Below are 25349 nucleotides of genomic sequence, written 5' to 3'. Positions count from 1 at the left end.
CTATCGGCTCGCCACGACGGCCCTCGCCCTCAGTGGCAGTTCACGCGAGGAACGGCCAGCGAACACCTCGCGCGGGCCTGAACCCACCACCCAGGTCTGTTGGTCCGGGTCCCAGGACGACAGCGTCCGGGCGTCGATGTCGACGGTGACCCGCTGCGCCTGCCCCGGGGCCAGGGTCAGCCGGCGGTACCCGGCCAGGACGCGCACCGGCTGGTCCAGGCGCAGCGAGCCGGCCGGTCCCAGGTACACCTGCGCCACCTCCACGCCCTTGCGGCGGCCGGTGTTGCGGACCGTGAACTCCACGCGCAGCCCGCCGCGCCCGGGGCGCACGGCGAGCTTCTCGTACGCCCACGTCGTGTACGAGAGCCCGTGCCCGAAGGGGAACAGCGGCTCCACCTTCTGCGCGTCGTACCAGCGGTGGCCGACGTGCACGCCCTCGGTGTACTCCTGCCGGCCGCCGACGCCCGGGTAGCGCCGCGGGTCCCCGCCGGCCGGGGTCGCCCGTTCGTCGACCGGGAACGTCTGCGTCAGCCGGCCGCCCGGGTCGACGTCCCCGAAGAGCAGGTCGGCGGTCGCGCCCGCCCCCTCCTGCCCCGGGTAGTACATCTGGAGGACCGCCCCGGTCCGCGCGAGCCAGGGCATGGTGGTGCTGGAGGAGGTGTTGAGGACCACGGTCGTGCGCGGGTTGACGGCGGTGACGGCCTCGATCAGCGCGGCCTGTCCGCCCGGCAGCGCGAGCGAGGTGCGGTCGCGGCCCTCGGTGGCGTCCTCGTACGCGAACAGCACCACGCTGTGGGCCTCTTCGGCGGCCTTGACGGCCTCGGCGACGTCGGCGGCCCGGCCGGTGCGGGTGGTGTGCCGCAGCCGGAAGCGCAGGCCCTTGTCCCCGCCCTCCGCGGTGACCGCGAGGCGGTGGACGCCGGCCTTGAGGGCGAGGGTGCGGCGCCGGACGGTCAGCCCGTCGGGAGAGGCGCCGAGCAGCCCGCCCGCGAAGTACTCGGCGACGCCCTGGCGTACGGGGAACAGGTCCTCCCCGTCGAGGCGTACGACCGGCCGCTTGCCGGCGTAGTGGACGATCAGCGTCCACTCGTCGTCCGAGGCCAGGGTGAACGTCCCCTCGTGGCTCCAGCGGCGCCCGGCGTCCACGCCGCGGTCGTCCAGATCGACGGGCGGCGTCAGCAGGGTGGGCGGGAGCGTCCGGCCGTACACGTCCTCGCCGAGCACGTGACGGACGCTCGCCCCGTTCCCTGCGCGCCGCTTGATGGCGGTGAGCGGGGCCTCGGCCGCGTCGGGGACCACGTGCGCGCTGCCGCCGCCGCCGACGAAGGGCACCTGACCGGTCGGGCCGATCACGGCGATCGAGCGGGCCGCCGCCCCGGTCAGCGGCAGGGTGCCGTGTTCGTTGCGCAGCAGCACCGCCCCCGCGGTGGCGGCCTTGCGGGCGAACCGGGCCCCGGCGGGGGCGTCGCGTGCGGGGCGGGCGGCGGGATGTTCGGCGAGCAGTCCGAAGCGGTCCATGGTGGTCAGGATCCGACGTACGGCGAGGTCCACGGTGTCCTGTGACACCGAGCCGCCGCTCACCGCCTCGCGCAGCGGGGCCCCGTAGTGGGTGCCGCCGGGCATCTCCATGTCGAGGCCCGCGTTGACGGAACCGACGGTGCCGTGGGTGGCGCCCCAGTCGGAGACCACCCAGCCGTCGAATCCCCAGCGGCCGCGCAGCAGTTCGTCCAGGAGCGCCTTGTTCTCGCAGGCGTAGACCCCGTTGACCTTGTTGTACGCGCCCATCACCGCGCCGACGCCGGCGGCGACCGCCGCCTCGAATCCCCTCAGTTCGGTCTCGTGGAGGGTCTGTTCGGAGACGACGACGTCGATGGTGTCGCGGCCGCGTTCCTGGTTGTTGAGGGCGAAGTGCTTGACGGTGGCGATCATTCCCTCGTCCTGGATGCCCCGGACGAGTTCGGTGACCAGGTCGGCGGTGAGCCTCGGGTCCTCGGCGAAGGTCTCGAAGTTGCGCCCGGCGAAGGGGGTGCGGATCAGGTTGACCATGGGGGCGAGCAGCACGTCCTGGCCCAGCGCGCGGCCCTCGCGGCCGAGGACCCGGCCGTACTCCCGGGCGAGCGCGGGGTCGAAGGCGGAGGCCAGCAGCACGGGCGCGGGCAGGGCGGTGGCGCGTGCGGCGACGCGGACGCCGGCGGGTCCGTCGGCGAGCCGCAGGGCCGGGACGCCGAGCCGGGGTACGCCGGGCACGTGGCCGGCCTGGCCGAGCGGGGCGGGGTCCGGGGTCCCGTGCAGCAGGGCGGTCTTCTCGTCGAGGGTGAGCCGGCCCAGCAGGGCGTCGATCCGGGCCGTGCCGGCCCGCTGCCCGGCGGGTCCCGCAGCGGGGGGCGCCTTGCGGGGCGCGGCCCGGGGCGGTACGGCGGCCACACAACCGGCGGTGGCGAGCGTGGTGCCCAGGGCGCCGAGCAGGCGCACCGCGGAACGTCTGGACACTGCCTCGCTCATGGGCGCTCCCTGCGGCGTCGGCATCGGCGGGAGCGGCCCGCGCCGGACCGCTCCCGCGCCCACTGTGCGCCGGGGCGCCGCCGGGTTCGCCCGGACGCGCCACCGCGACGCCGAGGTTCAGCCCTGCGGCGGCTGCGGCAGGCCCTCGGGTTCCCGCTTCGTGTGGTCCTGGCTGTGGACCCGGGCCTCGGTGCGGTGTCCGCGCGCGATGTAGTCCCGTACGACCGCTTCCACCGCGTCCTGCGGGGAGCCGACCCATGGGGTTCCCCTCCGTCGTCGGACGGACTCCAGGCCCTGTCGTCGAGGTGGCGCCGGCAAGGCGCGCGGTGTCCGGTGCCGTGCACGGTGAGGCGCAGCGGCGCCCGTGTACCGGACGTACGGGCGCGCCGCCCGCGTACACGCGTGGGGGGCCGCACCCCTCGGGTACGGCCCCCCACTCCCCCCGCGGGCGCGTTACGCGTTGGGGCGCAGCGTCCAGACGACGGTCATCTCACCCGTCACGGCCTCGTCCTCGCGCTGGATGGCGATGGTGACGGGGAACTCGGGGCGACCGCCGGCGTCCAGCTCGGCGATGACCTCGGCGGCCGGGCGGCCCAGGGTCGCGGTGGCGGTGACGACGCCCTTGGCGAGCTTCTTGTAGCCGATCTCGGCCTTGACGGCGAGCGGTACGGCGCGCGAGAGCTGGTCGCTGAAGGCGGCCAGGACGATGGCGCCGCTCGCGGACTCGGCCAGCGTGAACATGGCGCCGGCGTGCGGGCCGCCCACGTGGTTGTGGTAGTCGGGCTGGTCCGGCAGGCGGACGACCGCGCGCTCCGGGGTGGTCTCCAGGAACTGGAGGTTCAGGGTGCGGGCCATCGGTACCGTCGCGGCGAGCAATTCGCCCACGTTCATCTGTTCTGCGCTCATGGAACGCGATGTTACCCACGAGTAGATGCGGTTGGCCAGACCTCCACCAGGGGCGGCCGTGGCTCCCGACACCCGCTCCCACTATCGTTACCGGCCATGTGGCCAGGACAGCAGCAGCCGCCCGGGGGAGAGAACAACCCCCAGGACGCGCAACAGAACCCGTACCAGCAGCAGCCGGGAACGCCGAACCCGTACCAGCAGCAGTCGCCGCAGCAGGGGTTCGGCGAGCAGCAGCCCGGCTACGGCTATCCCCAGCCGGGCTACCAGACGCCCCCTCCCGTACAGCCGTGGGGACAGCAGCCCCCGCAGGCACCCCAGGGCGGCGGAACCCGCTTCTCGACGAAGACCGTGGCGATCGTCGCGGCCGCGGCGGTGGTCGTGACGGCCGCCGTCACCGGCACCTTCGTCCTCACCCGGGACAAGAAGAGCGACCAGGCCGACGACAAGCCGGCCGTCGCCTCCTCGTCCCCCGCCGCGAGCTCGGCCGCACCGGCCGCCCCCACCGGGAACCCGCGCGCCGGTGGTGACCTGAAGCCGGTGATCCCCGGCTGGAAGGTCGTCGTCAACCCGAAGCACGGCACCGCCTTCGACGTCCCGCCGGACTGGGAGGTGCTGAGCTCCGGCATGTCGATCGGCTTCGAGGACGAGGCCAAGGGCGACGGCTCGCCGATCGTCATGATGTCCGCGCCGGCGTACCTCAAGCAGGACTGGTGCAAGGTCGACTCCGACAAGAACGGCAGCGAGGAGACCACGTCGCTCGGCGGCACCGGCACCAAGGGCGGCCAGGGAGCCAAGGACACCGCCGAGGCGGCGCGCAACGAGGCAGGCAACTGGGTCTTCGCCGGATACGGGCAGAAGGGACCGAAGGGCACCACCAAGGTCACGGAGCCCAAGGAGTACACCACCTCCTCCGGCCTCAAGGGGCACATGGCGACCGCCTCGGTGACCGGCCTGCCGAAGGAGAACAAGTGCTCCTCGGACGGCAAGAGCATCGCCTTCAGCTTCAAGAACGCCAAGAACGACTTCGCGACCTGGGTCCTCTACAGCGCGGCCGGGGTTCCCGGCGAGGTCAGCCAGGAGACGTACGAGAAGATCCTCAGCTCCGTCCGCCTCAACGCGAGCTGATCTTCGCAGCCCCCTGCCCGGGGCCGGAATTTCGTTTGGAATCTCGGTCCCGGGCAGGGATAGTCCGTGGGTGAGCACTCCCCCCGCCGGTCCCGCCCCGCTGTCCGCACGCCGCCGTCCGGCGTGGGCGGGCCGCAACTACAGCCTTCTGACGGCCGCGGCGGTCGTCACGAACCTGGGCAGCCACGGAGCGCTCATCGCGGCCTCCTTCGCGGTCATCCAGACCGGCGGGTCCCCGGGCGACGTCGGCCTCGTCGCGGCCGCGCGCACCCTGCCGCTCGTCCTGTTCCTGCTCATCGGCGGAGCGATCGCCGACCGGCTCCCCCGCCACCGCGTGATGGTCTGGGCGAACGCCCTGAACTGCGTCTCCCAGGCAGCGTTCGCCGTGATCGTCCTCACCGGGCATCCGCGGTTGTGGCAGATGATGCTGCTGACCGCGCTCTGCGGCACGGGCACCGCGTTCTTCAATCCGGCCGCCGAGGGCATGCTGCTCTCCACCGTGTCCGGCCCGCACGCCAACCGCGCCTTCGCGCTCTTCCGGATGGCCATGAACGGCGCCGGCATCGGCGGCGCGGCCCTCGGCGGCGCCCTGATCGCCGCCGTGGGCCCGGGCTGGGTGCTCGCCGTCGACGCGGCGGCCTTCGCCGTCGCCGGCGCCCTGCGCGCCTTCCTCGACGTCGGTCACATCCCCGAACGGGTCCCCGGCGGCGGGCTGCTGTCCGACCTGCGCGAGGGCTGGGTGGAGTTCAAGACCCGCCCGTGGCTGTGGAGCATCGTGCTCCAGTTCTCCGTGGTCGTCGCCGTCGTCGGCGCCGCCGAGGCCGTGTACGGGCCGCTGGTCGCGCGGGACCGACTCGGCGGGGCGGCCCCCTGGGGCCTCGCCCTGGCCTTCTTCGGCGTGGGCACCATCGCCGGCGCCTTCCTCATGATGGCGTGGAAGCCCCGACGGTTGCTGCTGGTCGGCACCCTGTGCGTGTTCCCGCTGGCGATGCCGTCCGCCGGACTCGCGATCCCGCTTCCCGTGTGGGCCCTGTGTCTCGTGATGCTCGTGAGCGGTCTGGCGATCGAGGTGTTCGGCGTCAGCTGGATGACGACCATGCACCAGGAGATCCCGGAGGAGAAGTTCTCCCGGGTGTCCGCCTACGACTGGTTCGGCTCGGTGTCGATGCTGCCGCTCGCCACCGCGCTCGCCGGCCCCGTCGAATCGGCCGTCGGTCGCACCTCGGCCCTGTGGGGGTGCGCGGCCCTGGTGATCCTGGTCACCGGACTGGTCCTGTTCGTCCCGGACGTCCGCCGGATGACCCGCAAGTCCACGAAGGTGGCCCCCGACCTCCACACGGCGCCGCCCGCCCCGGCCGCGCTCCCCCTGGTCTGACCCGCCCTCACCGTGCCCCGGGCCCTAGGCCGTCTCTTTCGGATCTTGCCGGGGCCGCGGCGCCCGGCACCGCCCCTGGCGGCGTTGTCGGGGCACCCGAGTACGTCCCGTACACGGGCGCCGCTGCGCCTTGCCAGGCACGGCACCGGACACCGCGACCCTGACCGACAAGATCCGAAAGAGACGACCTAGCCGACGCTGAACGCGCCCGTCGGCGGCTCGGGCGAGGCGACCGCCTCCGCGTCTCCCACCGGCAGCGCCCCCCGCATGAACCGGGCCAACGCCTCGCCGTCCTCGACCCGGGCCGCGAAGGCGTCGGCCGCGCAGCGCCGGGCCAGCGCCGCCACCGGGATCTCCCGGTCCGACGCCACGAGCACCGCGTTCCCGAAACGCCGTCCCCGCAGCACGCCCGGCTCCGCGATCAGCGCCAGTTCCCCGAACACCGCCCCGAAGTTCGCCAGCTGCGCCCGCAGGAACCCGAAGGGCGCCCCGTCGGCCAGGTTCGCCGCGTACAGCCCGCCGGGCCTGAGCACCCGGGCCGCCTCCCGCGCGTACTCCACCGAGGTCAGCTGCGCCGGCACCCGCGAGCCGCCGAACACGTCCGCGACCAGGACGTCCACGCTCGCGGCGGGGGCGCCGCCCAACCAGGCCCGGGCGTCGGCCGCGTGCACCGTGACCCCGGCGCCGTCCGCCAGCGGCAGGTGCCGCGCCACCATGTCCACCAGTTCCGCGTCGAACTCCACCACCTGCTGCCGGGATCCGGGCCGGGTCGCGGCGGCGTAGCGCGGCAGGGTCAGCGCGCCCCCGCCCAGGTGCAGCAGGTCCAGCGGGGCCCCGGGCTCGGCCGCGCAGTCGAGTACGTGGGCCAGTCGGCGCACGTACTCGAACTCCAGGTGCTCCGGGGCGTCGAGGTCCACGTACGACTGCGGTGCCCCGTTGACGGTCAGCAGCCAGGCCCGCTCCCGGTCCACGTCCGGCATCAGCTTGGCGGTGCCCTGGCCCACGTCCCGGATCACCGGGATCTGTTCGTCGTCCACCCCACCATTGTCGGGCCGCCGCGCCGTCAGGTCGCCCAGACGGCCGTCGCCTCGGCCACGTGATCGGCGGCCTGTGCCAGCCCCGCCCGCGCCGCCGGGTCCCGCCGGGCGGGATCCAGGACATTGCGCCCGAAGGCCTTGCGCGCCGCCTGGGACGGGGTGATGAGCAGCACCCGGGCGCCGGCCGCCCGCAGCCGGGCGGCCTGCGCGGCGGGCGAGGGGATCATGCCGCTGCCCAGGCTCATGGGCGCGAGGATCACCACCCGTGCGTATCCCGCGGCCAGGTCGGCGTTGGTGGCGGAACGGACACCGCCGTCCATGAACCGTCGCCCGCCCACGGTCACCGGCGGCCACACCCCGGGCACGGCGCAACTCGCCGAGACGGCGTCCAGCAGCCCGGCCCCGCCCGCGCGGTCGAAGGCGGTCAGTTCCCCGCTCAGGGTGTCCACGGCGGTGACGACGAACCGCCGCTCGGGCCACTCCTGCGAGACGAGCCGGGCCCTGAGGACCTCGCGGCGCTCCGTCTCGGCGGTCGCCCCGGCGGCGGCCAGGGCGTAGGCGCCGATGCGCCTGCGGTAGCCGGCCGCGTCCCGCGAGCGGGCCATCGCGACGGCGTACCGCGCGACGAGCCCCGCGCCGAGCCGCGCCGGCGCCTCGCCCGAGGCGTCGCCCAGCTGACGCTCGTACAGCTCCCGTGGGGTCAGCAGCCCGGAGGTGAGCTGCGCGCCCACCACCGAGCCGGCCGAGGTGCCGACGACGAGTTCGGCGCTGCCCAGGTCGATGCCCGCACGGGCGAGCCCGTACAGGATCCCGCTCTCCCAGCCGATCCCGGTGAGCCCCCCGCCGCCCAGCACCAGTGCCGTTTCGCCGCTCATCGCCGCCCGCCCCTCGGTCGTGTCCCGTGATGACGGCAGTCTGGCCGAAGCCGACCGCCGCCACCACGGCGGGCCCCGATCCGCAGGACGCCGGACGGTCACGGGCCTAGAGGACGGCGGTCACCGTCCCGGCGCCGACCGTGCGCCCGCCCTCACGGATCGCGAAGCCGAGTCCGGTCTCCAGCGGCACGTCCCGCCCCAGCTCGACGGTCATGGTGACCGTCTCCCCGGGTCGGACCACGGCCGCTTCGGCCAGGTCCACGTCCCCGACCACGTCGGCGGTGCGGATGTAGAACTGCGGCCGGTACCCGGACGCGATCGCCGTCGTGCGACCGCCCTCCCGCGCGGAGAGCACGTACACCCGCGCGGTGAAGCGGCGGCTCGGCTCGACGCTCCCGGGCGCCGCGACGACGTGCCCGCGCCGGACCCCGTCGCGCGGCACGCCGCGCAGCAGGAGCGCGACGTTGTCCCCGGCCTCGGCGGACTCCATCGGCCGGCCGAAGGTCTCCAGCCCGGTGACCACCGTCTCGACCGGCTCGCCGTCCCCGCCGAGCACGCTCACGCGCTCGCCGAGCCGGATCGAGCCCCGCTCGACGGCGCCGGTCACGACGGTCCCTCGCCCGGTGATGGTCAGCACGTTCTCCACCGGCAGCAGGAACGGCGCGTCCGTGTAGCGCACCGGCATCGGCACGTACGTGTCCACCGCGTCCAGCAGCGCCTCGATCGCCCCGGTCCAGCGCGGGTCCCCCTCCAGCGCCCCGAGCCCGGAGACCCGGACGACCGGGGCGGTGTCGCCGCCGTAGCCGTGCGCGGTGAGCAGCTCGCGGACCTCCAGCTCCACCAGGTCGGTGAGCTCGGGGTCCCCGGCGTCGGCCTTGTTGAGGGCCACCACGATGTGGTTCACGCCCACTTGGCGGGCGAGCAGTACGTGCTCGGCGGTCTGTGGCATGACGCCGTCGAGCGCGGACACGACGAGGATCGCCCCGTCGAGCTGGGCCGCGCCCGTGACCATGTTCTTCACGTAGTCGGCGTGGCCCGGCATGTCGACGTGGGCGTAGTGCCGGGTGTCGGTCTCGTACTCGACGTGCGTGAGGTTGATGGTGATGCCGCGCCGGGCCTCCTCGGGGGTCCGGTCGATGCGGTCGAACGGGACGAAGGAGGCGCCGCCGCGCTCGGCGAGGACCTTGGTGATGGCGGCGGTGAGGGTCGTCTTCCCGTGGTCGACGTGTCCCATGGTGCCGATGTTGAGGTGCGGCTTGGTGCGCACGAAGGCCGTCTTGGCCATGATGTCTTCCCGTGTGTTGCGAAGCTGGAGCGGGACCCCTGGAGCGAACCGACCCTCCCCCTGTGGGGTCCGCCGGACGATCCGGGAAGGGTCAGCTTCGTGCGCCGTCGCATGCGACGAGGGCGAGATCCTCCACGAGGAAGGCAGCCTTCGGCGCGTCCGCGACTGCGGACGGCGCTGCGAGGAAGGCGTGCCTGGACATGTCGCCGATCCTGCCGTGCGATCGGACCGGCGTCGAACCAATTTCCGCGCGGCCGGGGGTTCTTGCCGGCTGGGCCGGTTCATCGCCCGCCCGGGCGCTCACCGTCCGCGAGGGGCCGGCGACACGGCGCGGGAAGGGGCGGCCGGTTCCGGCGGGTCTCGCAGTGTCCTTGGTCACTGCCCGGGCCGGAGCGCGGCTTCGGGGCGCGCGGTCGCGTACGGACGGGTCCGGCCGTCCTCGGCGCGGGCCCGTCGGACGACCGGCCTGCTCGGCGTCCGCGACGCGCTCCCGCCGGGCGACGCGAACCCCTTCCGCGGGCGGGCGCGGGGCACGTTCGGAGGTCGCCGGTCGTTCGACCGCATGAGGTCCGGATTACGGCGCGACGCCGCATGTGTCGGTTAGTCTCCCGGGATGTCCCTCCTCCTCGCGCCGTGGACCCGGCTGTCGGTGCTCGTCCTGCTGCTCGTGGCGGCGGGCGTGTGCGTGCTGCTGTTCGAGCCCCAGCGCCTCCTCTCGGAGGGGTGGTCGCCGGCGCTCCCGGTGGGTGTGGCGGTGTCGCTGTTCGCGGCGGTGTACGGGGTGTGCACGGCGGCGTTCGTGCCGCGCCCGCTGCTGAACCTGGCCGCCGGGGCGGTCTTCGGAACCGCGTTCGGCCTGGTGGCGGCGGTCGGTGGCACGGTGCTCGGGGCCGGCGTCGCCTTCGGTCTGGGGCGGGTGATGGGGCAGGGGGCTTTGCGTCCGCTGTTGCGCGGCCGCTGGTTGCAGGCGGCCGACGGACAGCTGAGCCGGCACGGGTTCCGTTCCATGCTGGCGATCCGGATCTTCCCCGGGGTGCCCTTCGCCGCGGCCAACTACTGTGCGGCGGTCTCCCGTTGCGGCTGGCTGCCGTTCCTGACGGCGACGGCGCTCGGCACGGTCCCGAACACCGCCGCGTACGTGATCGCGGGGGCCAGCGCCTCGTCCCCGGGATCGCCCGCGTTCCTCGCGTCGTTCGGCTTCATCGCGGTCTCCGGGGTCGTCGCGGCGGCCGTCGCCTGGCGCAAGCGGCACCGTCTGGCACCCCCCGTCGTACACGGCCCGACGTACGAGCCGGCCTCCCACCACCCCCCTGTGGTCAGCGGCGCCCCCCACGGGCCCTAGCATCGGACCCGAACTGCCCGACGATCACAAGGACGAGCGCACCCCGACATGAGCTGGTTCGAATCCCTAATCCTCGGTCTCGTCCAGGGGCTTACGGAGTTCCTCCCGATCTCCTCCAGTGCCCACCTCAGGCTGACCGCGGCTTTCGCCGGCTGGCACGACCCGGGGGCGGCCTTCACCGCCATCACCCAGATCGGCACCGAGGCCGCCGTCCTGATCTACTTCCGCAAGGACATCGCGCGGATCATCTCCACCTGGTTCCGTTCCCTCTACACCAAGGCCCTCCGCTCCGAACAGGACGCGAAGATGGGCTGGCTGGTGATCGTCGGATCGATTCCGATCGGTGTCCTCGGCCTCGTGTTCAAGGACGCGATCGTGGGCCCGGCCCGCGACCTGCGACTGACCGCCACCACCCTGATCGTGATGGGCATCGTGCTCGGCTATGCCGACTGGCTGGCCTCGCGCGACGAGCAGGGCGGGAAGCACCGTGTGGTCAAGGAGCGCAAGACGCTCCAGGAGCTGGGCGTCAAGGACGGCCTGATCTTCGGTGTCTGCCAGGCGATGGCGCTGATCCCCGGTGTCTCGCGGTCCGGCGCGACGATCTCCGGCGGTCTGCTCCTGGGCTTCACCCGCGAGGCGGCGGCCCGCTACTCGTTCCTCCTCGCCATCCCGGCCGTGCTGGCCTCCGGGGCGTTCGAGATCAAGGACGTGGTCGAGACCCCGGGGCACATCTCCTGGGGTCCGACGATCTTCGCGACCGTCATCGCCTTCTTCGTGGGCTACGCCGTGATCGCCTGGTTCATGAAGTTCATCTCCACCAAGAGCTTCATGCCGTTCGTGATCTACCGGATCGCCCTCGGCATCCTGCTGTTCGTGCTGATCGGCACGGACGTGCTGAGCCCGCACGCCGGCGAGTCCGGCTCCTAGCGCGCCACGCTCACCGCTTCGCGTGAACCGGAGGCCGCTCGGGAACGTTCCCGGGCGGCCTCCGCGTCGTTGTGCCTGAAGAGACCTGAAGGCAAGCAGCAGGGGGTGTCCCATGGGTCGTGTGGTGTTGGAGCGTTTTCCGGCCGGAAGTCCGAGGGGAAGCTGGCCCGCCGAGGAGTACGCGGCGCAGCGATTGCGCGAGGGCGTGCCGGCCGAGGTGGTGATGGATCTGGACAGTGACGCGTTCCTGGTCGTGGTCCGACCGCGGGAGGCTCATTCCGGTCATTGATCGAGTGCGTGGGGGCCCGGTCCGCGCACGCCCCTTGGCCTCGCGGGCGTACGCCCCCAGACTGTCCCGATGACGCAGCGTGTGGACCTCGCGACGGTAATGGACCGGCTGGCCATCGACGAGGTGGTCTCGGGGTACGCGGCGGCCGTCGACGACGGGGACTGGGGCGCCTACCGCGCCCTGTTCACCCCGACCGGGCGGGCCGACTACAGCTCGGCGGGCGGGGTGGAGGGGCCCGCCGGCGAGGTGGCCGACTGGCTGTCGGAGACGATGCGACTGTTCCCCGTGCGCCAGCACCTGATCGTCAACCGGCTGATCCGGCTGGAGGACCTGGGCGGTTCGCCCGGGGACTCGGCCGAGGTGCGGGCGGACTTCCTCAATCCGATGCGGCTGGCCGGGGAGGAGTTCGACGGGACGGTCACCTCCCCCAATTTCGTCGCCGCCGGGCGGTACGCGTTCGTGGTGGCCCGGACCGCGGACGGCTGGCGGCTCACCTCGGTCACGGTGCACGAGAAGTGGCGGCACCTGTCCGCGTGACCCCGGCCGGGCCGAACCGGCCCGGCCGCCCCACACTGGAGGCGGAGGCGCGTCATGATCCCGAGGTCGAAGCGGTGGTGGCGGGCGGCGGCCGCGGTCGCCGCCGGAGCGCTGCCCGCCCTCGCCTTCCCCTCGCCGGGGCTCTGGTGGTTCGCCTACGTCGCCCTCGTGCCCTGGATGGTGCTGCTGAGGTCCGCCCCCACCGGGCGGCGCGCGGCCCTGGAGGGGTGGCTCGGCGGCGCCGGATTCATCTTCGCCGTCCACCACTGGCTGCTGCCGAGCATGCACGTGTTCCTGGTCGCGGTGGCGGCGCTGCTGGGACTGCTGTGGATCCCCTGGGCGCTGTTGGTGCGGGAGCTGCTCGGCGGGGCGCCGGCCGCCGGTCGTGCGGCGGCCGCGCTGGTCCTCGTGCCGGCGGGGTGGCTGCTGTCGGAGGTGGTCCGGTCCTGGCAGGGACTGGGCGGGCCGTGGGGGCTGCTCGGGGCCAGCCAGTGGCAGGTGCCGCCGGCGCTCCGGCTGGCCTCCGTGGGCGGGGTGTGGCTGGTGAGCCTGCTGGTGGTGGCGGTGAACTGCGCGCTGGTGCTGTTGCTCGCGGTGCCGGGGGCGCGGGTCCCGGCGGTGGCCGGGCTGACCGGGTGCGCCGTGCTCACGGGGGTGGTGTGGCTGTGGGTGCCGCGCCCGGAGGTGACCGGCGCGCTGCGCGTGGCCGTGGTCCAGCCGGGGGTCGTCGCGGACGGGCCGGACAGCGCCGACCGACGGTTCGACGTCGGGGAGCGGCTGACCCGGACCCTGGTGGGCCAACGCCCCGACCTGGTGGTGTGGGGCGAGAGCAGCGTCGGCGCGGACTTGGAGGCCCGCCCGGACCTGGAGCGCCGGTTGACGGCCCTGTCCGCCGAGGTGGGGGCTCCCCTGCTGGTGAACGTGGACGCGCGGCGGGGCGACGGCGCCGGGATCCGCAAGAGTTCCGTCCTGGTCGGGCCCGAGGGCCCGACCGGCGACCGGTACGACAAGATGCGGCTGGTCCCCTTCGGCGAGTACGTGCCCGCCCGGGCGCTGTTCGGCTGGGCCACCTCGGTCGGCAAGGCGGCGGGCGAGGACCGGGTGCGGGGCGACTCCCCCGTGTTGATGCCGCTGCCGGGCCGGCCCGGGCTCCTGCTCGGTCCGCTGGTCTGTTTCGAGTCCGCGTTCCCCGACATGAGCCGGCACCTGGCGCGCGACGGGGCCGCGCTGCTCGTCGCGCAGTCCGCGACGTCCAGCTTCCAGGACAGCTGGGCCCCGGCCCAGCACGCCTCCCTCGGCGCCCTGCGCGCCGCCGAGACCGGCCGCCCGGTGGTCCACGCCACCCTCACCGGCATCAGCGAGGTGCACGGCCCGGCCGGTGAGCGGGTCGGCCCCTCCCTCGCCACGTCGGCGAGCACCGCCCAGGTGTACGCCGTGCCGCTGGCCGCCGGCTCGACGCTCTACGTCCGCTTCGGGGACTGGCCGGTGGGCGCGACCCTCGCCGCGCTCGCCGCGTTCTGCGCGGCCCGGTGGAGGCCGTCGCTCAGGAAGCCTGCTCCAGAGCCGAGCGCACCACCCGTTCACACAGCTCGTGGGTGAGGAGGGCGTCCCGGGCGCTCAGGGTCGTGCCGGCCTCGACGGCTTCCAGGAAGGCGTCCACCACCTGTTCGATGCCCCGCTGGCGGGCGACCGGCACCCAGTCGCCGCGCCGGCGCACGGTCGGCTGGCCCTTGTGGTCGATGATCTCGGCGAGGTTGACGACCTGCCGCTTGGTGTCCTGCCCGGACACCTCCAGGGTCTCCTCGGTCGACCCGGAGAGCCGGTTCATGATGCCGAGAGCGGTGAACCCGTCACCGGACATCTGGAGCACCACCTGATGCATCAGCCCCTCGCGGACCACGGCCCGGACGTCGACGTGGTCGGCGTTCCCGGGCAGCAGGAACCGCAGGGTGTCGACGACGTGGATGAAGTCGTCCAGGACCAGCGTCCTCGGGTCCTCGGGCAGGCCGACCCTGTTCTTCTGCATGACGATCAACTCGCGCGGGTGGTCGACGCACTGCGCGTACCCGGGTGCGTGGCGCCGGTTGAAGCCCACGGCGAGGGAGACCCCGCGCTCCTCGGCCAGTTCCACCAGCCGCCGCGAGTCCTCGAACTCGTAGGCCAGGGGCTTGTCCACGTAGGTGGGCACGCCCGCCTCCAGCAGCCGCGCCACGATCTCCGGGTGGGCCTCGGTCGGCGCGTGCACGAAGGCCGCGTCGAGCCCCGCGGAGAGCAGCGCGTCGAGCGTGGTGTGCCGGCGCTCGGCCGGGACGTGGTGGATCGCGCCGATCCGCTCCAGCGTGGCGGGGGTGCGGGTCTGCAGGTGCAGCTCCACTCCCGGACGGGCGGTGAGGACGGGCAGGTACGCCTTCCGGGCGATGTCGCCGAGTCCGATGACGCCAACCTTCACCGGGAGCCTCCAGGTTCGTTCCTTGTGGGACGCTCGCAGCTTAATCCCTGGTGGCAGGGGCTGTGGTCGCCGAGGATGGGGCACATGAGCAACTCCGGATCCCACCGCCCCGAACCCTCCACCACCGCGAACGAGCGGGACATGTTGGACGGCTGGCTCGACTACCACCGCTCCACGTTGGCCTGGAAGTGCGAGGGACTCGGGGACGAGCAACTGCGCCGCAGCGCGCTCGCGCCGTCCGAACTGAGCCTGTTGGGCCTCGTCCGGCACATGGCGGAGGTGGAACGGTACTGGTTCCGCGAGATCATGTTCGGCGAGGAGCTCCCCGACCTGTACTCGACGCCCGACAACGTGGACGGCGACTTCCGGTTCACCGCCGAGGACACCTGGAGCGAGTCCGAGCGGGTGTGGCAGACCGAGATCGAGCTGGCCCGGCAGTCCGTGCAGGGCCGCTCCCTGGACCTGGTCTCGCGGCCCGAGAACCACCGCCGGGGCGAGGTGTTCAGCCTGCGCTGGGTGTACACCCACATGATCGAGGAGTACGCCCGCCACAACGGTCACGCGGACCTGCTGCGCGAGCACATCGACGGGGCCACGGGCGAGTAGCGGACCCGGTCGCCGCCCGGTTCGCGCTCCGGCCGTCAACCGGCGGCGCACCGGCGGCCGGCCGTCACCCGTGCGGGGGCAATATCGCCCCAGGGTTTTCGCAACCGGGTCCTCGCACAGCAGAGTTGCGCGCGTGCATCCAACCCGAACCACGACAAGACTGCTGCTCGGAGTGGCCTGTGCCGTCTCGGCTGTCTCCGGCTGCGTGAACGTGCCCCCCGGTCCGGCGCAGCCCGCGCCGGTGCCCCCCGCGGGGTTGTCGCCGCGGCACGAGCCGCGCGGCGAACCGGGAGCCCTCCCGGTGGTCGTCCAGGCGCCCGCCCTGGAGGCGCTGCGGGCCGTCCCGCGGGAGCCGGCGCGGCCGACGACGTCGGGGACCGGCAGCCGGGTCGAGCCGCCGACCGCGCCGCGTACGCCTGCGGGGCCCGAACGGGCGGCGCCGCCGGTCCCGGACATCCCGGAGCCCCGCCGACGGGCCGAGCATCCGCCGGGGCACGACGACGGCCGTCCGGGGGACCGTCCGCACCGCCCCCGGCCCGACGCGAAGGTGCCGCGGGAGCTCATGCGGGAGCTGCCGGTGCGCCCGGCGGACGTGTGCGCCATGGGCCGTCGCCACGGTCGCTGGCATCCCGACAGCCCGGAGGCCCGGATCTGCGCGGGTGTCCAGGGCGGCTGAGGGTTCTCGTACGGCCGGCCCGCGCCCCGGGATGCTACGGGGACTGCTCCGGGAAGTGGCGGGGCCACTCGCCGGGTTCCGTCGCGAGCCGCAGCTCCAGCCGGGCAATGGCGGCCCGGACCCGGTCGCCGTACCCGTCGTCGGCGAGCGCTCCGGTGGCCGCCCTGGCCCGGGCGAGGTGGACCCGGGCCGCCTCCGGCCGTCGTAGTTTCACGTAGTCGGCGGCCAGGTTGAGGTGCAGCGACGGGTAGAACACCCGGACCGCCGGGTGTGGGTCGCGGGCCCCGCGCGGGGCCCGTGCGCCCGGAGGGCCCGCGGGCGGGCCCTCGGTGGCGCTCGGGCCGTCGGCGGCGGTCAGCGCCCGCAGGTCCCAGGCCAGTTCGTCGGCGGGATCGTCCTGCGCGTCGGCCATGTAGTGCGCGAGCGTGCACCGGTGGAGCGGGGGGCCCGCCTCGCCGATCTCGGACCAGATCTCCCCCAGGCGATTGCGGGCCTCCTCGCGGTCCCCGGCGTGCAGCAGGATGACGGCCTGGCCGATCCTGGTCATGACGGCGTCCTCGGACGCCTCCTGCTGCTCCGTCAACGCGGCCTCCGGCTGGCTCTGCCAGACCTGCTCTCCGGTCTGATCGTCACGACGCTAACCGCAGGCGCCGCCTCTGACGCCCAGGCGGGGTGTGGCGTCAGCCAAGGTCCGGGATACGCCAGTCGATCGGCTCATGCCCCTGGGCGGCGACGGCTTCGTTGATCTGGGTGAAGGGGCGGGACCCGAAGAACTTCTTGGCCGACAGTGGCGACGGGTGGGCGCCCTTGACGATCACGTGCCGGTCCTCGTCGATCAGCGGGATCTTCTTCTGGGCGTACGCGCCCCAGAGCACGAAGACGACCGGGTCGGGGCGTGCGGAGACGGCCCGGATCACGGCGTCGGTGAACTTCTCCCAGCCCTTGCCCTTGTGCGAGTTGGGCTCGGCCTCGCGGACGGTGAGCACCGCGTTGAGCAGCAGGACGCCCTGCTCGGCCCACGGCATCAGGTACCCGTTGTCCGGGACGGGGAGGCCGAGCTCCTCCTTCATCTCCTTGTAGATGTTGCGCAGGGAGGGCGGGGTCTTGACCCCGGGCCGCACGGAGAAGCACAGGCCGTGCCCCTGGCCGGCGCCGTGGTAGGGGTCCTGGCCGAGGACCAGGACCTTCACCTTGTCGAACGGCGTGGCCTCCAGGGCCGCCAGGACCTGGTCGCGGGGCGGGTAGACCGGCCCGTTCGCCCGCTCCTTCTCGACGAACTCGATGAGCTCTTTGAAGTAGGGCTGGTCCAGCTCCCCGCCGACAGCGGGGAGCCAGGACTCGGGCAGCATCTGGGTCACGTCTACAACCTCCGGTACAGGATCGTGCAACTGCGTGGTGCAACTGCCCAGAACCTACCGGCAGCCACTGACAACGCGTCGTCCGCCTGCCCGCCCGGTGCCCGCTACCAGCTGGTCTTGCGGTACAGCTCCCACATCTGCATGGCGGTCTGCGGGTCGAGGGCCCGCTCGGCGCCGGCGATGTCCTCGCGTGCGCCGACGTAGAGCTTGCCCTGCCACAGCGGCAGCAGCCGGACGTCCTGGGCGAAGATCTGCTGCGCCTCCTCGAACTCCTTGACGCCGGCGGCCCGGTCGCTCTCGCGGCGGGACTTGGGCAGCAGCTCGTTCAGGATGGGCGCGGGCTCGTACGGGGTGCCGACCGCGTTCTGCTTGCCGACGAACGGGGCGATGAAGTTGTCCGGGTCCGGGAAGTCGGGGAACCAGCCTCGACCGAAGACCGGGTACTCGCCCTTCTTGTAGCCCGCCTGGAAGGCCTTCCAGGGCTGGCCGCGCAGGTTGATCTTGAAGAGGTCGCTCTCCTCGAGCTGCCGCTTGATCTCGGTGAACTCCTCGGCGGTGGAGGGGCCGTACCGGTCGGTGGTGTACCAGAAGGTCAGCTCCACCTTCTGGGTGATCCCGGCCTCCCGGAGGATCTTCTTCGCCTTCTCGACGTCCGAGTGGCCGTACAGGTCGTAGAACGGCGTCCGGTGGGCGACGGTGCCCTTGGGGACCATCGAGTACAGCGGCTCGGCCGTGCCCTGGTAGACCTTGGCCACGAGCGCGCCGCGGTCGATGACCTGGGCGATGGCCTGGCGCACCGGCAGCTTGGCGACCTGCGGGTCCTTGGGGTTGAAGACGAGGTAGCGGATCTCGGCGCCGACGTTCTCGACGACCTGGATGCCGGCCTCGTGGGACGCGGGCGTCTGCAGGTCCTTGACCTCCGCGGCGGACAGGCCTCGGTAGGTGGCGTCGATCTCCTTGGACTTGAGGGCCGCGACCATCTTCTTGGAGTCCGCGAAGTACCGGATGGTCACCGCGTCGTTGCGACGGTTGGCGAAGCCCGCGTAGCTCGCGTTGCGACTGAGGACCGCTTCGCTGCCCTCGGTGTACGAGTCGAGGACGTAGGGGCCGGAGCCGATCGTCTTGCCCTCCTCGCGCACCTTGTCCGCCGGGTACTCCTTCGGCGGGACGAGCGAGGCGGCCGGCGAGCCGAGGACGTACGGGAAGGTCGCGTCCGGGGTGTTCAGGTGGAAGACCACCGTCGCCGCGTCCGGGGTCTCGATCTTGTCCAGGCTGCCGAAGAGGTCCTTCGGGCCGACCTGGGAGTTGATCGTCCGGATCCGGTCGAGGGAGTGCTTGACGGCCTTGGCGTCCAGCGGTTCCCCGTTGGAGAACTTGAGGCCCTTCTTCAGGGTGCAGCGGTAGGACTCGTTGCGGGAGTCGGTGAATTCGCAGGCCTGGGCGGCATCCGGCTGGGGCTGGGTGGAGCCCGTGGGGAATGCCAGGAGCGTCTGGTAGATGTTCCGGTACAGCTCCCAGGAGCCGTCCCATGCCGCGGCGGGGTCGAGGGTGCTCGGCTGGCTCATCGTACCGACGACGATCCGCTTCTTGTCGTCGCCGCTGTCGTCGGAAAGCAGACCGCATCCGGCGAGCAGGGATATGGACGCAAGGGCCGCAGTGATCTGCAGGCATCTGGTCCGGTTGAACACGTGCACGCTCCTCGATCAGCCAGGGGTGCGGCAGACCCTACCGCAGTGCCTCACAAATCCAATGGGCAGGTTTCGTGAGGCACTTGACCGATTACGTGCGTATTCGGTACGCATTTGCCTCCTCCCGGGAGGCAAATGCGTCCGTTTATCGGTCAGTGCACCCCGGCATTGAGGAACATTCCCCCGTCGACGACCAGAGTTTGCCCCGTGATCCATTCCGCTTGTGCAGATGTAAGAAAGGCCGCGGCGCCCCCGATGTCCTCCGGGACCCCGAGTCGGCCGAGCGGGTAGGCCGCGGCGGCCTCCTGCTCACGACCCTCGTAGAGCGCCTGCGCGAACTTCGTCTTCACCACCGCGGGGGCGATGGCGTTGACCCGCACGCCCGGCGCCATCTCGTGCGCGAGCTGGAGGGTGAGGTTGACCATGGCGGCCTTGCTCATCCCGTACGCGCCGATGAAGGGCGAGGCGGAGACGCCGGCGATGGAGGCGATGTTCACGATCGCCCCGCCGTTGTCCTTCTGCCAGGCGTGCCAGGTCCGCTGCGCGAAGCCGAGCGCGGAGATCACGTTCGTCTCGAAGACCTTGCGCGCGACGCCCAGGTCCAGGTCCGCGATCGGCCCGAAGACCGGGTTGGTGCCCGCGTTGTTGATCAGGAAGTCGACCCGGCCGAAGGCCTCCATCGTCCGCTCCACGGCGACGGCCTGGTGGGCCTCGTCGTGCGCCTTCCCGGCGACGCCGAGCACCCGGTCCGCCCCGAGCCGCTCGACGGCCTCCTTGAGGGTGTCCTCGTTGCGCCCGGTGATGCACACCCGGTCGCCCCGGGCGACCAGGGCCTCCGCGATGCCGTAGCCGATGCCCCGGCTCGCCCCGGTGATCAGTGCGACCTTGCCGCTGTCGTTCCCGCTGTACGTCATGCCGTACGCCCTGCCTCTCGTTCGTCGCCGCGCGTCAGTTGAGCGGGCCGCCGGCCACGTACAGGACCTGCCCGGAGACGAAGCCGGCCGCGTCGCCCGTGAAGAAGGCGATCGCGTTGGCGATGTCGTCCGGGGTGCCGACGCGCTGCACCGGGATCTGGGTGGCGGCGGCGGCCTGGAAGTCCTCGAAGCCCATGCCGACGCGGGCGGCCGTCTGGGCGGTCATCTCGGTGGCGATGAAGCCGGGGGCCACGGCGTTGGCGGTCACGCCGAACTTGCCGAGTTCGATGGCCAGGGTCTTGGTGAAGCCCTGGAGACCGGCCTTGGCGGCGGAGTAGTTGGCCTGGCCGCGGTTGCCGAGGGCGGAGCTGCTGGAGAGGTTCACGACGCGGCCGAACTTGGCCTCCACCATGTGCTTCTGACAGGCCCGCGCCATCAGGAACGCGCCCCGCAGGTGCACGTTCATGACCGTGTCCCAGTCGGTGGCGCTCATCTTGAAGAGCAGGTTGTCGCGGAGCACACCCGCGTTGTTGACCAGGATGGTCGGGGCGCCGAGCGTGCTCGCGACGCGCTCGACGGCCGCCTCCACCTGCGCGCTGTCGGAGACGTCGCAGCCGATGGCGACGGCCTTCCCGCCGGCCGCCGTGATCGTCTCGACGGTGTCCTTGCAGGCCGCCTCGTCCAGGTCGAGTACGGCGACTGCCCGGCCCTCGGCGGCCAGGCGTACGGCGGTGGCCGCGCCGATGCCCCGGGCCGCCCCGGTCACGATCGCGACGCGCTGCTCGGTGGTGGACATGCTGGATCTCCTCGCGCTTGGAATCCTCGGTGCGCCGACGCGGCCCCTCGTGGGTGAGCAACCGCTTAGTAGCTTCGGCTGGACAGACGCTAGGAGCCCTGGCACCCGGTGTCAACGGCGCCGGCCCGCAGGGCTCCCCGGGTCGTCCGCCGATCCTCCAAGGGTCCGCCGCGCTCAGCGCACCAGCAGGTCCAGCAGCCGTTCCACCTCGGCCTCCGGGTCGGCCGTCAGCCCGGTGTGCACCGGGCCCGGCTGCACCACGGTGCTGCGCGGCGCGATCAGCCAGCGGAACCTGCGGCCCGGCTCGTCGCCCGCCGCCTGACCGGCCGACTCGCCGCCCGCGCACAGCCCCTCGACGCCGAGCAGGGCGGCCCGTACACCGGTCACGTCGGCGTCGGGGTCGAGGGCGAGCAGCTTGCCCTCGTCGAGGTGGGTGCGCGCGGCGACGTAGGAGTGAGCCCGGCAGTAGACGATCACGCCGGCGTTGAAACACTCGCCGCGCTCCATCCGGGGCACCACACGCACCAGCGCGTACTCGAACACGTCCCGCTTGATCACTCGCTGTCGCTCTTCTTCTCGTCGGGCTCGGTCTTGGCGCGCGGCGGCGCGAGGCGCTCGGCCAGCCATCCGGGCGGACCCGACCTCGGCCGGACCTCGGCCTCCATCGTGATCCTCTCGTGGATGCCGGCCGCACGCGGCAGGAGCGCGTCCACATAGGCGCGTCGCACGGCGTCCGTGGAGTCGAAGCCGGGCTCGTCGACCAGCCACTCGTCCGGCACGTCGGCGGTGACCTCGGTGAGCAGTTCCCTCGTCACCAGCGGCGCGAGCTCCGCGGCGGCGGCCCCGATGTCCGGTCCGACGGGGGCCAGGACGTGGTCGGAGGCGTTGTAGGGCTTGGCGGAGGCGGCCGGGGCGCTCGGCCAGTTGTGGTGCCAGATCATGGTGGCGCCGTGATCGATGAGCCACAGGTCGCCGTGCCAGACCAGGAGGTTCGGGTTGCGCCAGGACCGGTCGACGTTGTTGATCAGGGCGTCGAACCAGACCACGCGCCCGGCCTCGACGGGGTCCACCTGGTAGGCGAGCGGGTCGAAGCCGATCGAGCCGGGCAGGTAGTCCATTCCGAGGTTCAGTCCGCCGCTGGCCTTGAGCAGCTCCTGCACCTCCTGGTCGGGCTCGCCGAGCCCGATGACGGGGTCGAGCTGCATCTGCACCAGCCGCGGGACCCGCAGGCCCAGCCGCTGGGCCAGCCGCCCGCAGACGACCTCGGCGACCAGCGTCTTGCGGCCCTGGCCGGCTCCGGTGAACTTCATGACGTAGGTACCGAGGTCGTCGGCCTCGACTATTCCCGGGAGCGAGCCGCCCTCACGCAGGGGCGTGACGTAACGGGTCGCGATCACTTCGGACAGCATCCGACCAGGTTACGGGGGTCAGCGCGGCACGGCCCACCCGTCGAGCAACTCCCGGGTCGTGGTGATGGTGGCGACCAGCGCCAGCGCGTTGCGGATCACCTCGGCGGTGTACGCGGCGGGCACCCCGGCGATCGCGTCGGAGGGGACCACCACCCGGTAGCCGAGGTTCACGGCGTCGAAGACGGTGTTGGGGATCGCAATGTTCGAGGAGACCCCGGTGACGACGAGGGTGCGGACACCGAGGTTGCGCAGCAGGGCGTCCAGGTCGGTGCCGGCCATCGGGGAGAGCCCGTGCAGCCGGCGCAGGACCAGGTCCCGCCGGGTCACCACGATGGGGGCGGCGACCTCGACCGCGCGGCTCCCGCTGAGCTGGCGCACCGGGAGCTTCCCCGCGGCCCGGAACAGCCGCGCGTTGGCGTTGGCGCCGAGCCCGTCCTCCCGCCGCTCCGCGACGGCGTGCAGCACCTGTACGCCCGCTCCCCGGGCGGCCTCGACCAACGCGGCCACCCGGTCCAGCATCCCCGAGTCGCGGGCCTCCTTGGCCAGATCGGGAAGGGCGCTCTCCTCGCCGACGACGCCGTTCTGGCATTCGACGGTGAGCAGCGCGGTGGTGGCGGGATCGAGTTCCGGCATGGCTCCCCCTGGCGTGACGGCCGAAGAGCCCGCATGATTCCTGACACACAGTCAGATGTGAAGGGGTGCGCGACGGATGGACGAGACACGCGTGGACCGGGCGCAACGGCGGGGTCGCCGCATCATGATGACCGACGAGGAGGTGGACGCCTTCCTGCGCGAGCAGCGCACCTGCCGGGTGGCCACCGTCTCCCCGGACGGACGCCCCCACGTCGGGGCCCTGTGGTTCGCCTGGGACGGGAGTTCGCTGTGGCTGTACTCGATCACGCGCAGCCGCCGCTGGTCCGACCTGCGCAAGGATCCTCGGATCTCGGTGGTCGTGGACGCGGGCGAGGCGTACGACGAACTGCGCGGGGTCGAGTTGTCCGGCAGCGCGGTCTTCGTGGGCGAGGCTCCCCGCACGGGAGAGCCGTGCCCGGCGCTGACGGAGGCCGAACGCCTCTTCCCGGTGAAGAACTTCGGGATCGAGGAGATGCCGCACGACGGGCGGCACGCCTGGATCCGACTCACCCCGGAGTCGATCGTCTCGTGGGACTTCCGCAAGCTGTAGGCACCGTGTGATCGCAGCGGCGACGCCCCCTACAGCGTCGAGGCGGTCGCCTTGAGCGCGTCGACGGCGGCCCGGACGGAGGGCCGCCGGTCGGCGTCCGCCCGCCAGACGACGTACACGTGCCGGCGGACGGCGTCGCTCACCGGCAGCAGTCGCACCCCGGACGGGACGGGCCCGCGCCCCAGCCGGGGGGTCACGCACACACCCAGGCCCGCTTCGACGAAGGCCAGTTGGGTGTGGTGCTCCTCGGCGATGTGCGCGATGCGGGGCTCGATGCCGATGCCGCGCAGGGTGAAGACCAGCCACTCGTGACAGAACTGGCCCTCGTTCCAGGAGATCCACTCCTCGTCGGCGAAGTCGGCCAGCGAGACCAGGGACCGGTCGGCGTGCGGGTGATCGGCCGGCACCGCGATGTCGACGGAGTCCTCCAGCAGATGGCAGCGGGTGAGTTCGACGGGCACCGGCATCCGCTTGTTGTGCCAGTCGATGGCCAGCGCCAGGTCGAGGTCACCGCGCACCACCGCGGCCATGCTCTCCCCCGGCTCCTGTTCCCGCACCCGGGTGCGGAGTTCGGGGTGGCCCGCGCGCAGCGCCGTCAGCGCCCCGGGCAGCAGTCCGCGCATGGCGGTGGGGAAGGCGCCGATCTGCAACTCCCCCACGGCGCAACCGCGTTGGGCCTCGACGTCGGCCTGGGCGAGTTCCACCTGGGAAAGGATCCGGGCCGCGTGGTCGGCGAGCAGACGCCCGGCGTCGGTCAGCCGGACCCCCCGCCCGTTCTTGGCCAGCAAGGGCTGTCCCACCTCCCGTTCCAGCTTGGCCATCTGCTGGGAGACGGCGGAGGTGGTGACGTGCAGCCCGTCCGCCGCGCCGCCGACCGAGCCGTGGCGGGCGAAGGCATCGAGGGTGCGCAGGCGCTCCAGGTTCAACATGTAAGCAATGCTACGACGAGAGCCCCACACATTCTCGCTTGTTCTAATGCGTCGGACGGCACAGAGTAAGCCCATGAGCGCACCCACGACCCCGAGACCGGCCACCGAGGCCCTCCCCGATCCCACGCCGATCGCCGCCGCCGCGACCGCCGCCACACCGCCCGCCCCGCGCCGGGGCGGCCTCGACTGGCGGGTCCGGTTCGCCGTCCTCTCGGTGATCTGGGGCTTCAGCTTCCTGCTGATCAAGGTGGGCACGGAGGCCTACGCCCCGTTCCAGGTCGCTCTCGGTCGGGTCGCCTTCGGCGCCCTCGCCCTGCTCACGGTCCTGATGCTGCGCCGCGAACGACTCCCCCGGGGGCGGCGGACCTGGGCGCACCTGACGGTGGCGGCGCTCCTGCTCAACACCGCGCCGTTCTCGCTCTTCGCGTACGCCGAGCTGAGCATCCCCTCCAGCCTGGCCGGCATCTGCAACGCGACCTCCCCGCTGTGGGGCATGGCCCTGTCCCTGGTCGCCCTGTCCGAGGACCGCCCCACCCGCCGCCGGTTCGCGGGCCTGGGCCTCGGCTTCCTCGGCGTGCTCACCGTCCTCGGGGCCTGGCAGGGCTTCTCGGGGGTCGACGCCACGGGCACCGCGCTCGCCCTGCTGGCCTCGCTCTGCTACCCGATCGGCTGGATCTACGTCCGCCGCACGCTGGCCGGCACTCCCGGCTCGCCGGTGGCCCTGACCGGCGCGCAGCTCGGCATCTCGACGGTCCAACTGCTCCTGGTGAGCGCCCTGTTCACCTCGGCTCCGCACTCGTTCCCGCTCTGGCCGACCCTGTCGGTGATCGCCCTGGGGGCCCTCGGCACCGGACTGGCCCTACAGATGCAGTACGGGCTGGTGACGGAGGTCGGCCCGACCACCGCACAGATGGTCACCTACTTCATCCCGGTCATCGCCACCACGGCGGGCGTCCTGGTCCTGGGCGAGCAGCTCCACTGGAACACCCCGGTCGGCGCGGCCATCGTCCTGGCCGGCGCGGCCCTCACCCAAACCCGCCCCCCAAAGCCCCCGACCAAGCCCACCCCCACCGCATCCAGCCCCGCCGACTCCGCCCCCTCCAGCCCCGCCGGCGTTTGAGGCGCGGGGGTCCGGGGGCGG

The 25349-nt window shown here is 72.8% G+C and carries 25 protein-coding genes and 1 pseudogene; 10 read left to right on the top strand and 16 right to left on the bottom strand.

Annotated features, from left to right (window positions below; translation table 11 throughout):
* From OG906_RS28565 to OG906_RS28555, 3 genes and pseudogenes are all read right to left on the bottom strand, one after another.
* Positions 1 to 2502 carry a glycoside hydrolase family 3 C-terminal domain-containing protein gene (locus OG906_RS28565; RefSeq protein WP_329446861.1) on the bottom strand — a complete coding sequence of 834 codons (2502 nt, stop codon included), beginning with the start codon at positions 2500 to 2502 and terminating at the stop codon, positions 1 to 3.
* A 117-nt stretch (positions 2503 to 2619) separates the two neighbouring features.
* Positions 2620 to 2757 (bottom strand): annotated as a pseudogene (locus OG906_RS28560) (DUF2191 domain-containing protein); the annotation flags it as partial.
* 198 nt (positions 2758 to 2955) lie between these two features.
* Positions 2956 to 3408: a DUF4442 domain-containing protein gene (locus tag OG906_RS28555; RefSeq protein WP_199826666.1), complete on the bottom strand. Its 453-nt coding sequence runs from the start codon at positions 3406 to 3408 to the stop codon at positions 2956 to 2958.
* Positions 3409 to 3504: 96 nt separating this feature from the next.
* On the opposite strand from OG906_RS28555, the gene OG906_RS28550 reads away from it, so the two are divergent.
* Positions 3505 to 4533, top strand: coding sequence for a hypothetical protein (locus OG906_RS28550; RefSeq protein ID WP_329446858.1), 1029 nt, complete (start codon positions 3505 to 3507; stop codon positions 4531 to 4533).
* A gap of 70 nt (positions 4534 to 4603) precedes the next feature.
* Positions 4604 to 5908, top strand: coding sequence for an MFS transporter (locus OG906_RS28545; protein WP_329446857.1), 1305 nt, complete (start codon positions 4604 to 4606; stop codon positions 5906 to 5908).
* A 188-nt stretch (positions 5909 to 6096) separates the two neighbouring features.
* Here OG906_RS28545 and OG906_RS28540 read toward each other — a convergent pair whose 3' ends face one another.
* The 3 genes from OG906_RS28540 to tuf all read right to left on the bottom strand — a co-directional run bounded on the left by OG906_RS28540 (position 6097) and on the right by tuf (position 9105).
* Positions 6097 to 6888 carry a spermidine synthase gene (locus OG906_RS28540; RefSeq protein WP_329448161.1) on the bottom strand — a complete coding sequence of 264 codons (792 nt, stop codon included), beginning with the start codon at positions 6886 to 6888 and terminating at the stop codon, positions 6097 to 6099.
* Positions 6889 to 6971: 83 nt separating this feature from the next.
* Positions 6972 to 7820, bottom strand: coding sequence for a patatin-like phospholipase family protein (locus tag OG906_RS28535; protein WP_329446855.1), 849 nt, complete (start codon positions 7818 to 7820; stop codon positions 6972 to 6974).
* A gap of 106 nt (positions 7821 to 7926) precedes the next feature.
* Positions 7927 to 9105, bottom strand: a complete 1179-nt coding sequence (gene tuf, locus OG906_RS28530; RefSeq protein WP_329446853.1) for an elongation factor Tu — start codon at positions 9103 to 9105, stop codon at positions 7927 to 7929.
* A 613-nt stretch (positions 9106 to 9718) separates the two neighbouring features.
* Here tuf and OG906_RS28525 point away from each other — a divergent pair.
* From OG906_RS28525 to lnt, 4 genes are all read left to right on the top strand, one after another.
* The gene (locus OG906_RS28525) at positions 9719 to 10447 is read left to right on the top strand and encodes a TVP38/TMEM64 family protein (protein WP_329446851.1); all 729 of its coding nucleotides are present in this window, start codon (positions 9719 to 9721) and stop codon (positions 10445 to 10447) included.
* A gap of 48 nt (positions 10448 to 10495) precedes the next feature.
* Complete coding sequence (locus OG906_RS28520; RefSeq protein WP_329446849.1) at positions 10496 to 11374, top strand: undecaprenyl-diphosphate phosphatase; 879 nt, start codon at positions 10496 to 10498, stop codon at positions 11372 to 11374.
* Between the two features lie 358 nt (positions 11375 to 11732).
* Entirely contained in the window at positions 11733 to 12200 is a 468-nt protein-coding gene (locus OG906_RS28515) for a nuclear transport factor 2 family protein (RefSeq protein ID WP_329446847.1), read from the top strand.
* 54 nt (positions 12201 to 12254) lie between these two features.
* Positions 12255 to 13799, top strand: coding sequence for an apolipoprotein N-acyltransferase (gene lnt, locus OG906_RS28510; protein WP_329446845.1), 1545 nt, complete (start codon positions 12255 to 12257; stop codon positions 13797 to 13799).
* On the opposite strand, the gene OG906_RS28505 is transcribed toward lnt, so the two are convergent.
* Positions 13744 to 14649 (bottom strand): Gfo/Idh/MocA family protein, encoded by a 906-nt coding sequence (locus tag OG906_RS28505; RefSeq protein WP_329446843.1) that lies wholly within the window; start codon positions 14647 to 14649, stop codon positions 13744 to 13746. The two genes, lnt and OG906_RS28505, sit on opposite strands and share 56 nt — an antisense overlap.
* 84 nt (positions 14650 to 14733) lie before the next feature.
* On the opposite strand from OG906_RS28505, the gene OG906_RS28500 reads away from it, so the two are divergent.
* Both OG906_RS28500 and OG906_RS28495 read left to right on the top strand, forming a co-directional pair.
* On the top strand, positions 14734 to 15255 hold the full coding sequence (locus OG906_RS28500; protein ID WP_329446841.1) for a DinB family protein: 522 nt from the start codon (positions 14734 to 14736) through the stop codon (positions 15253 to 15255).
* 133 nt (positions 15256 to 15388) lie between these two features.
* On the top strand, positions 15389 to 15931 hold the full coding sequence (locus OG906_RS28495; protein ID WP_329446839.1) for a hypothetical protein: 543 nt from the start codon (positions 15389 to 15391) through the stop codon (positions 15929 to 15931).
* Positions 15932 to 15965: 34 nt separating this feature from the next.
* Here OG906_RS28495 and OG906_RS28490 read toward each other — a convergent pair whose 3' ends face one another.
* The 8 genes from OG906_RS28490 to OG906_RS28455 form a co-directional block, all read right to left on the bottom strand.
* Positions 15966 to 16514 carry a hypothetical protein gene (locus OG906_RS28490; RefSeq protein WP_329446837.1) on the bottom strand — a complete coding sequence of 183 codons (549 nt, stop codon included), beginning with the start codon at positions 16512 to 16514 and terminating at the stop codon, positions 15966 to 15968.
* Between the two features lie 97 nt (positions 16515 to 16611).
* The gene (locus OG906_RS28485) at positions 16612 to 17280 is read right to left on the bottom strand and encodes a uracil-DNA glycosylase (RefSeq protein WP_329448160.1); all 669 of its coding nucleotides are present in this window, start codon (positions 17278 to 17280) and stop codon (positions 16612 to 16614) included.
* 113 nt (positions 17281 to 17393) lie between these two features.
* A complete protein-coding gene (locus tag OG906_RS28480) occupies positions 17394 to 18977 on the bottom strand; it encodes an ABC transporter substrate-binding protein (RefSeq protein WP_267803062.1) in 1584 nt (527 codons plus the stop codon).
* A gap of 152 nt (positions 18978 to 19129) precedes the next feature.
* Positions 19130 to 19891, bottom strand: coding sequence for an SDR family oxidoreductase (locus OG906_RS28475; RefSeq protein WP_267829619.1), 762 nt, complete (start codon positions 19889 to 19891; stop codon positions 19130 to 19132).
* A 34-nt stretch (positions 19892 to 19925) separates the two neighbouring features.
* Positions 19926 to 20687 (bottom strand): 3-oxoacyl-ACP reductase FabG, encoded by a 762-nt coding sequence (fabG, locus tag OG906_RS28470; RefSeq protein WP_267829618.1) that lies wholly within the window; start codon positions 20685 to 20687, stop codon positions 19926 to 19928.
* A 174-nt stretch (positions 20688 to 20861) separates the two neighbouring features.
* Positions 20862 to 21245, bottom strand: a complete 384-nt coding sequence (locus tag OG906_RS28465) for a DUF3037 domain-containing protein (RefSeq protein ID WP_267803065.1) — start codon at positions 21243 to 21245, stop codon at positions 20862 to 20864.
* Positions 21242 to 22096: a HipA family kinase gene (locus OG906_RS28460; protein WP_329446833.1), complete on the bottom strand. Its 855-nt coding sequence runs from the start codon at positions 22094 to 22096 to the stop codon at positions 21242 to 21244. The genes OG906_RS28465 and OG906_RS28460 overlap by 4 nt, the downstream gene beginning before the upstream one ends.
* Positions 22097 to 22114: 18 nt before the next feature.
* Positions 22115 to 22729, bottom strand: a complete 615-nt coding sequence (locus tag OG906_RS28455) for a cysteine hydrolase (RefSeq protein WP_329446831.1) — start codon at positions 22727 to 22729, stop codon at positions 22115 to 22117.
* Positions 22730 to 22820: 91 nt separating this feature from the next.
* Here OG906_RS28455 and OG906_RS28450 point away from each other — a divergent pair, with 91 nt between their 5' ends.
* Positions 22821 to 23279 (top strand): pyridoxamine 5'-phosphate oxidase family protein, encoded by a 459-nt coding sequence (locus tag OG906_RS28450; protein ID WP_329448159.1) that lies wholly within the window; start codon positions 22821 to 22823, stop codon positions 23277 to 23279.
* Between the two features lie 29 nt (positions 23280 to 23308).
* Here the strand turns inward: OG906_RS28450 and OG906_RS28445 are convergent, their stop codons facing one another.
* Positions 23309 to 24208, bottom strand: a complete 900-nt coding sequence (locus tag OG906_RS28445; protein ID WP_267829616.1) for a LysR family transcriptional regulator — start codon at positions 24206 to 24208, stop codon at positions 23309 to 23311.
* Positions 24209 to 24281: 73 nt separating this feature from the next.
* Between OG906_RS28445 and OG906_RS28440 the strand changes: the two genes are divergently transcribed.
* On the top strand, positions 24282 to 25328 hold the full coding sequence (locus OG906_RS28440; protein WP_329446828.1) for a DMT family transporter: 1047 nt from the start codon (positions 24282 to 24284) through the stop codon (positions 25326 to 25328).
* Positions 25329 to 25349: the final 21 nt, after the last annotated feature.

It is taken from the genome of Streptomyces sp. NBC_01426 (assembly GCF_036231985.1).
Taxonomy (GTDB): Bacteria; Actinomycetota; Actinomycetes; order Streptomycetales; family Streptomycetaceae; genus Streptomyces.
This window is presented reverse-complemented; position numbering and strand designations above follow the sequence as displayed.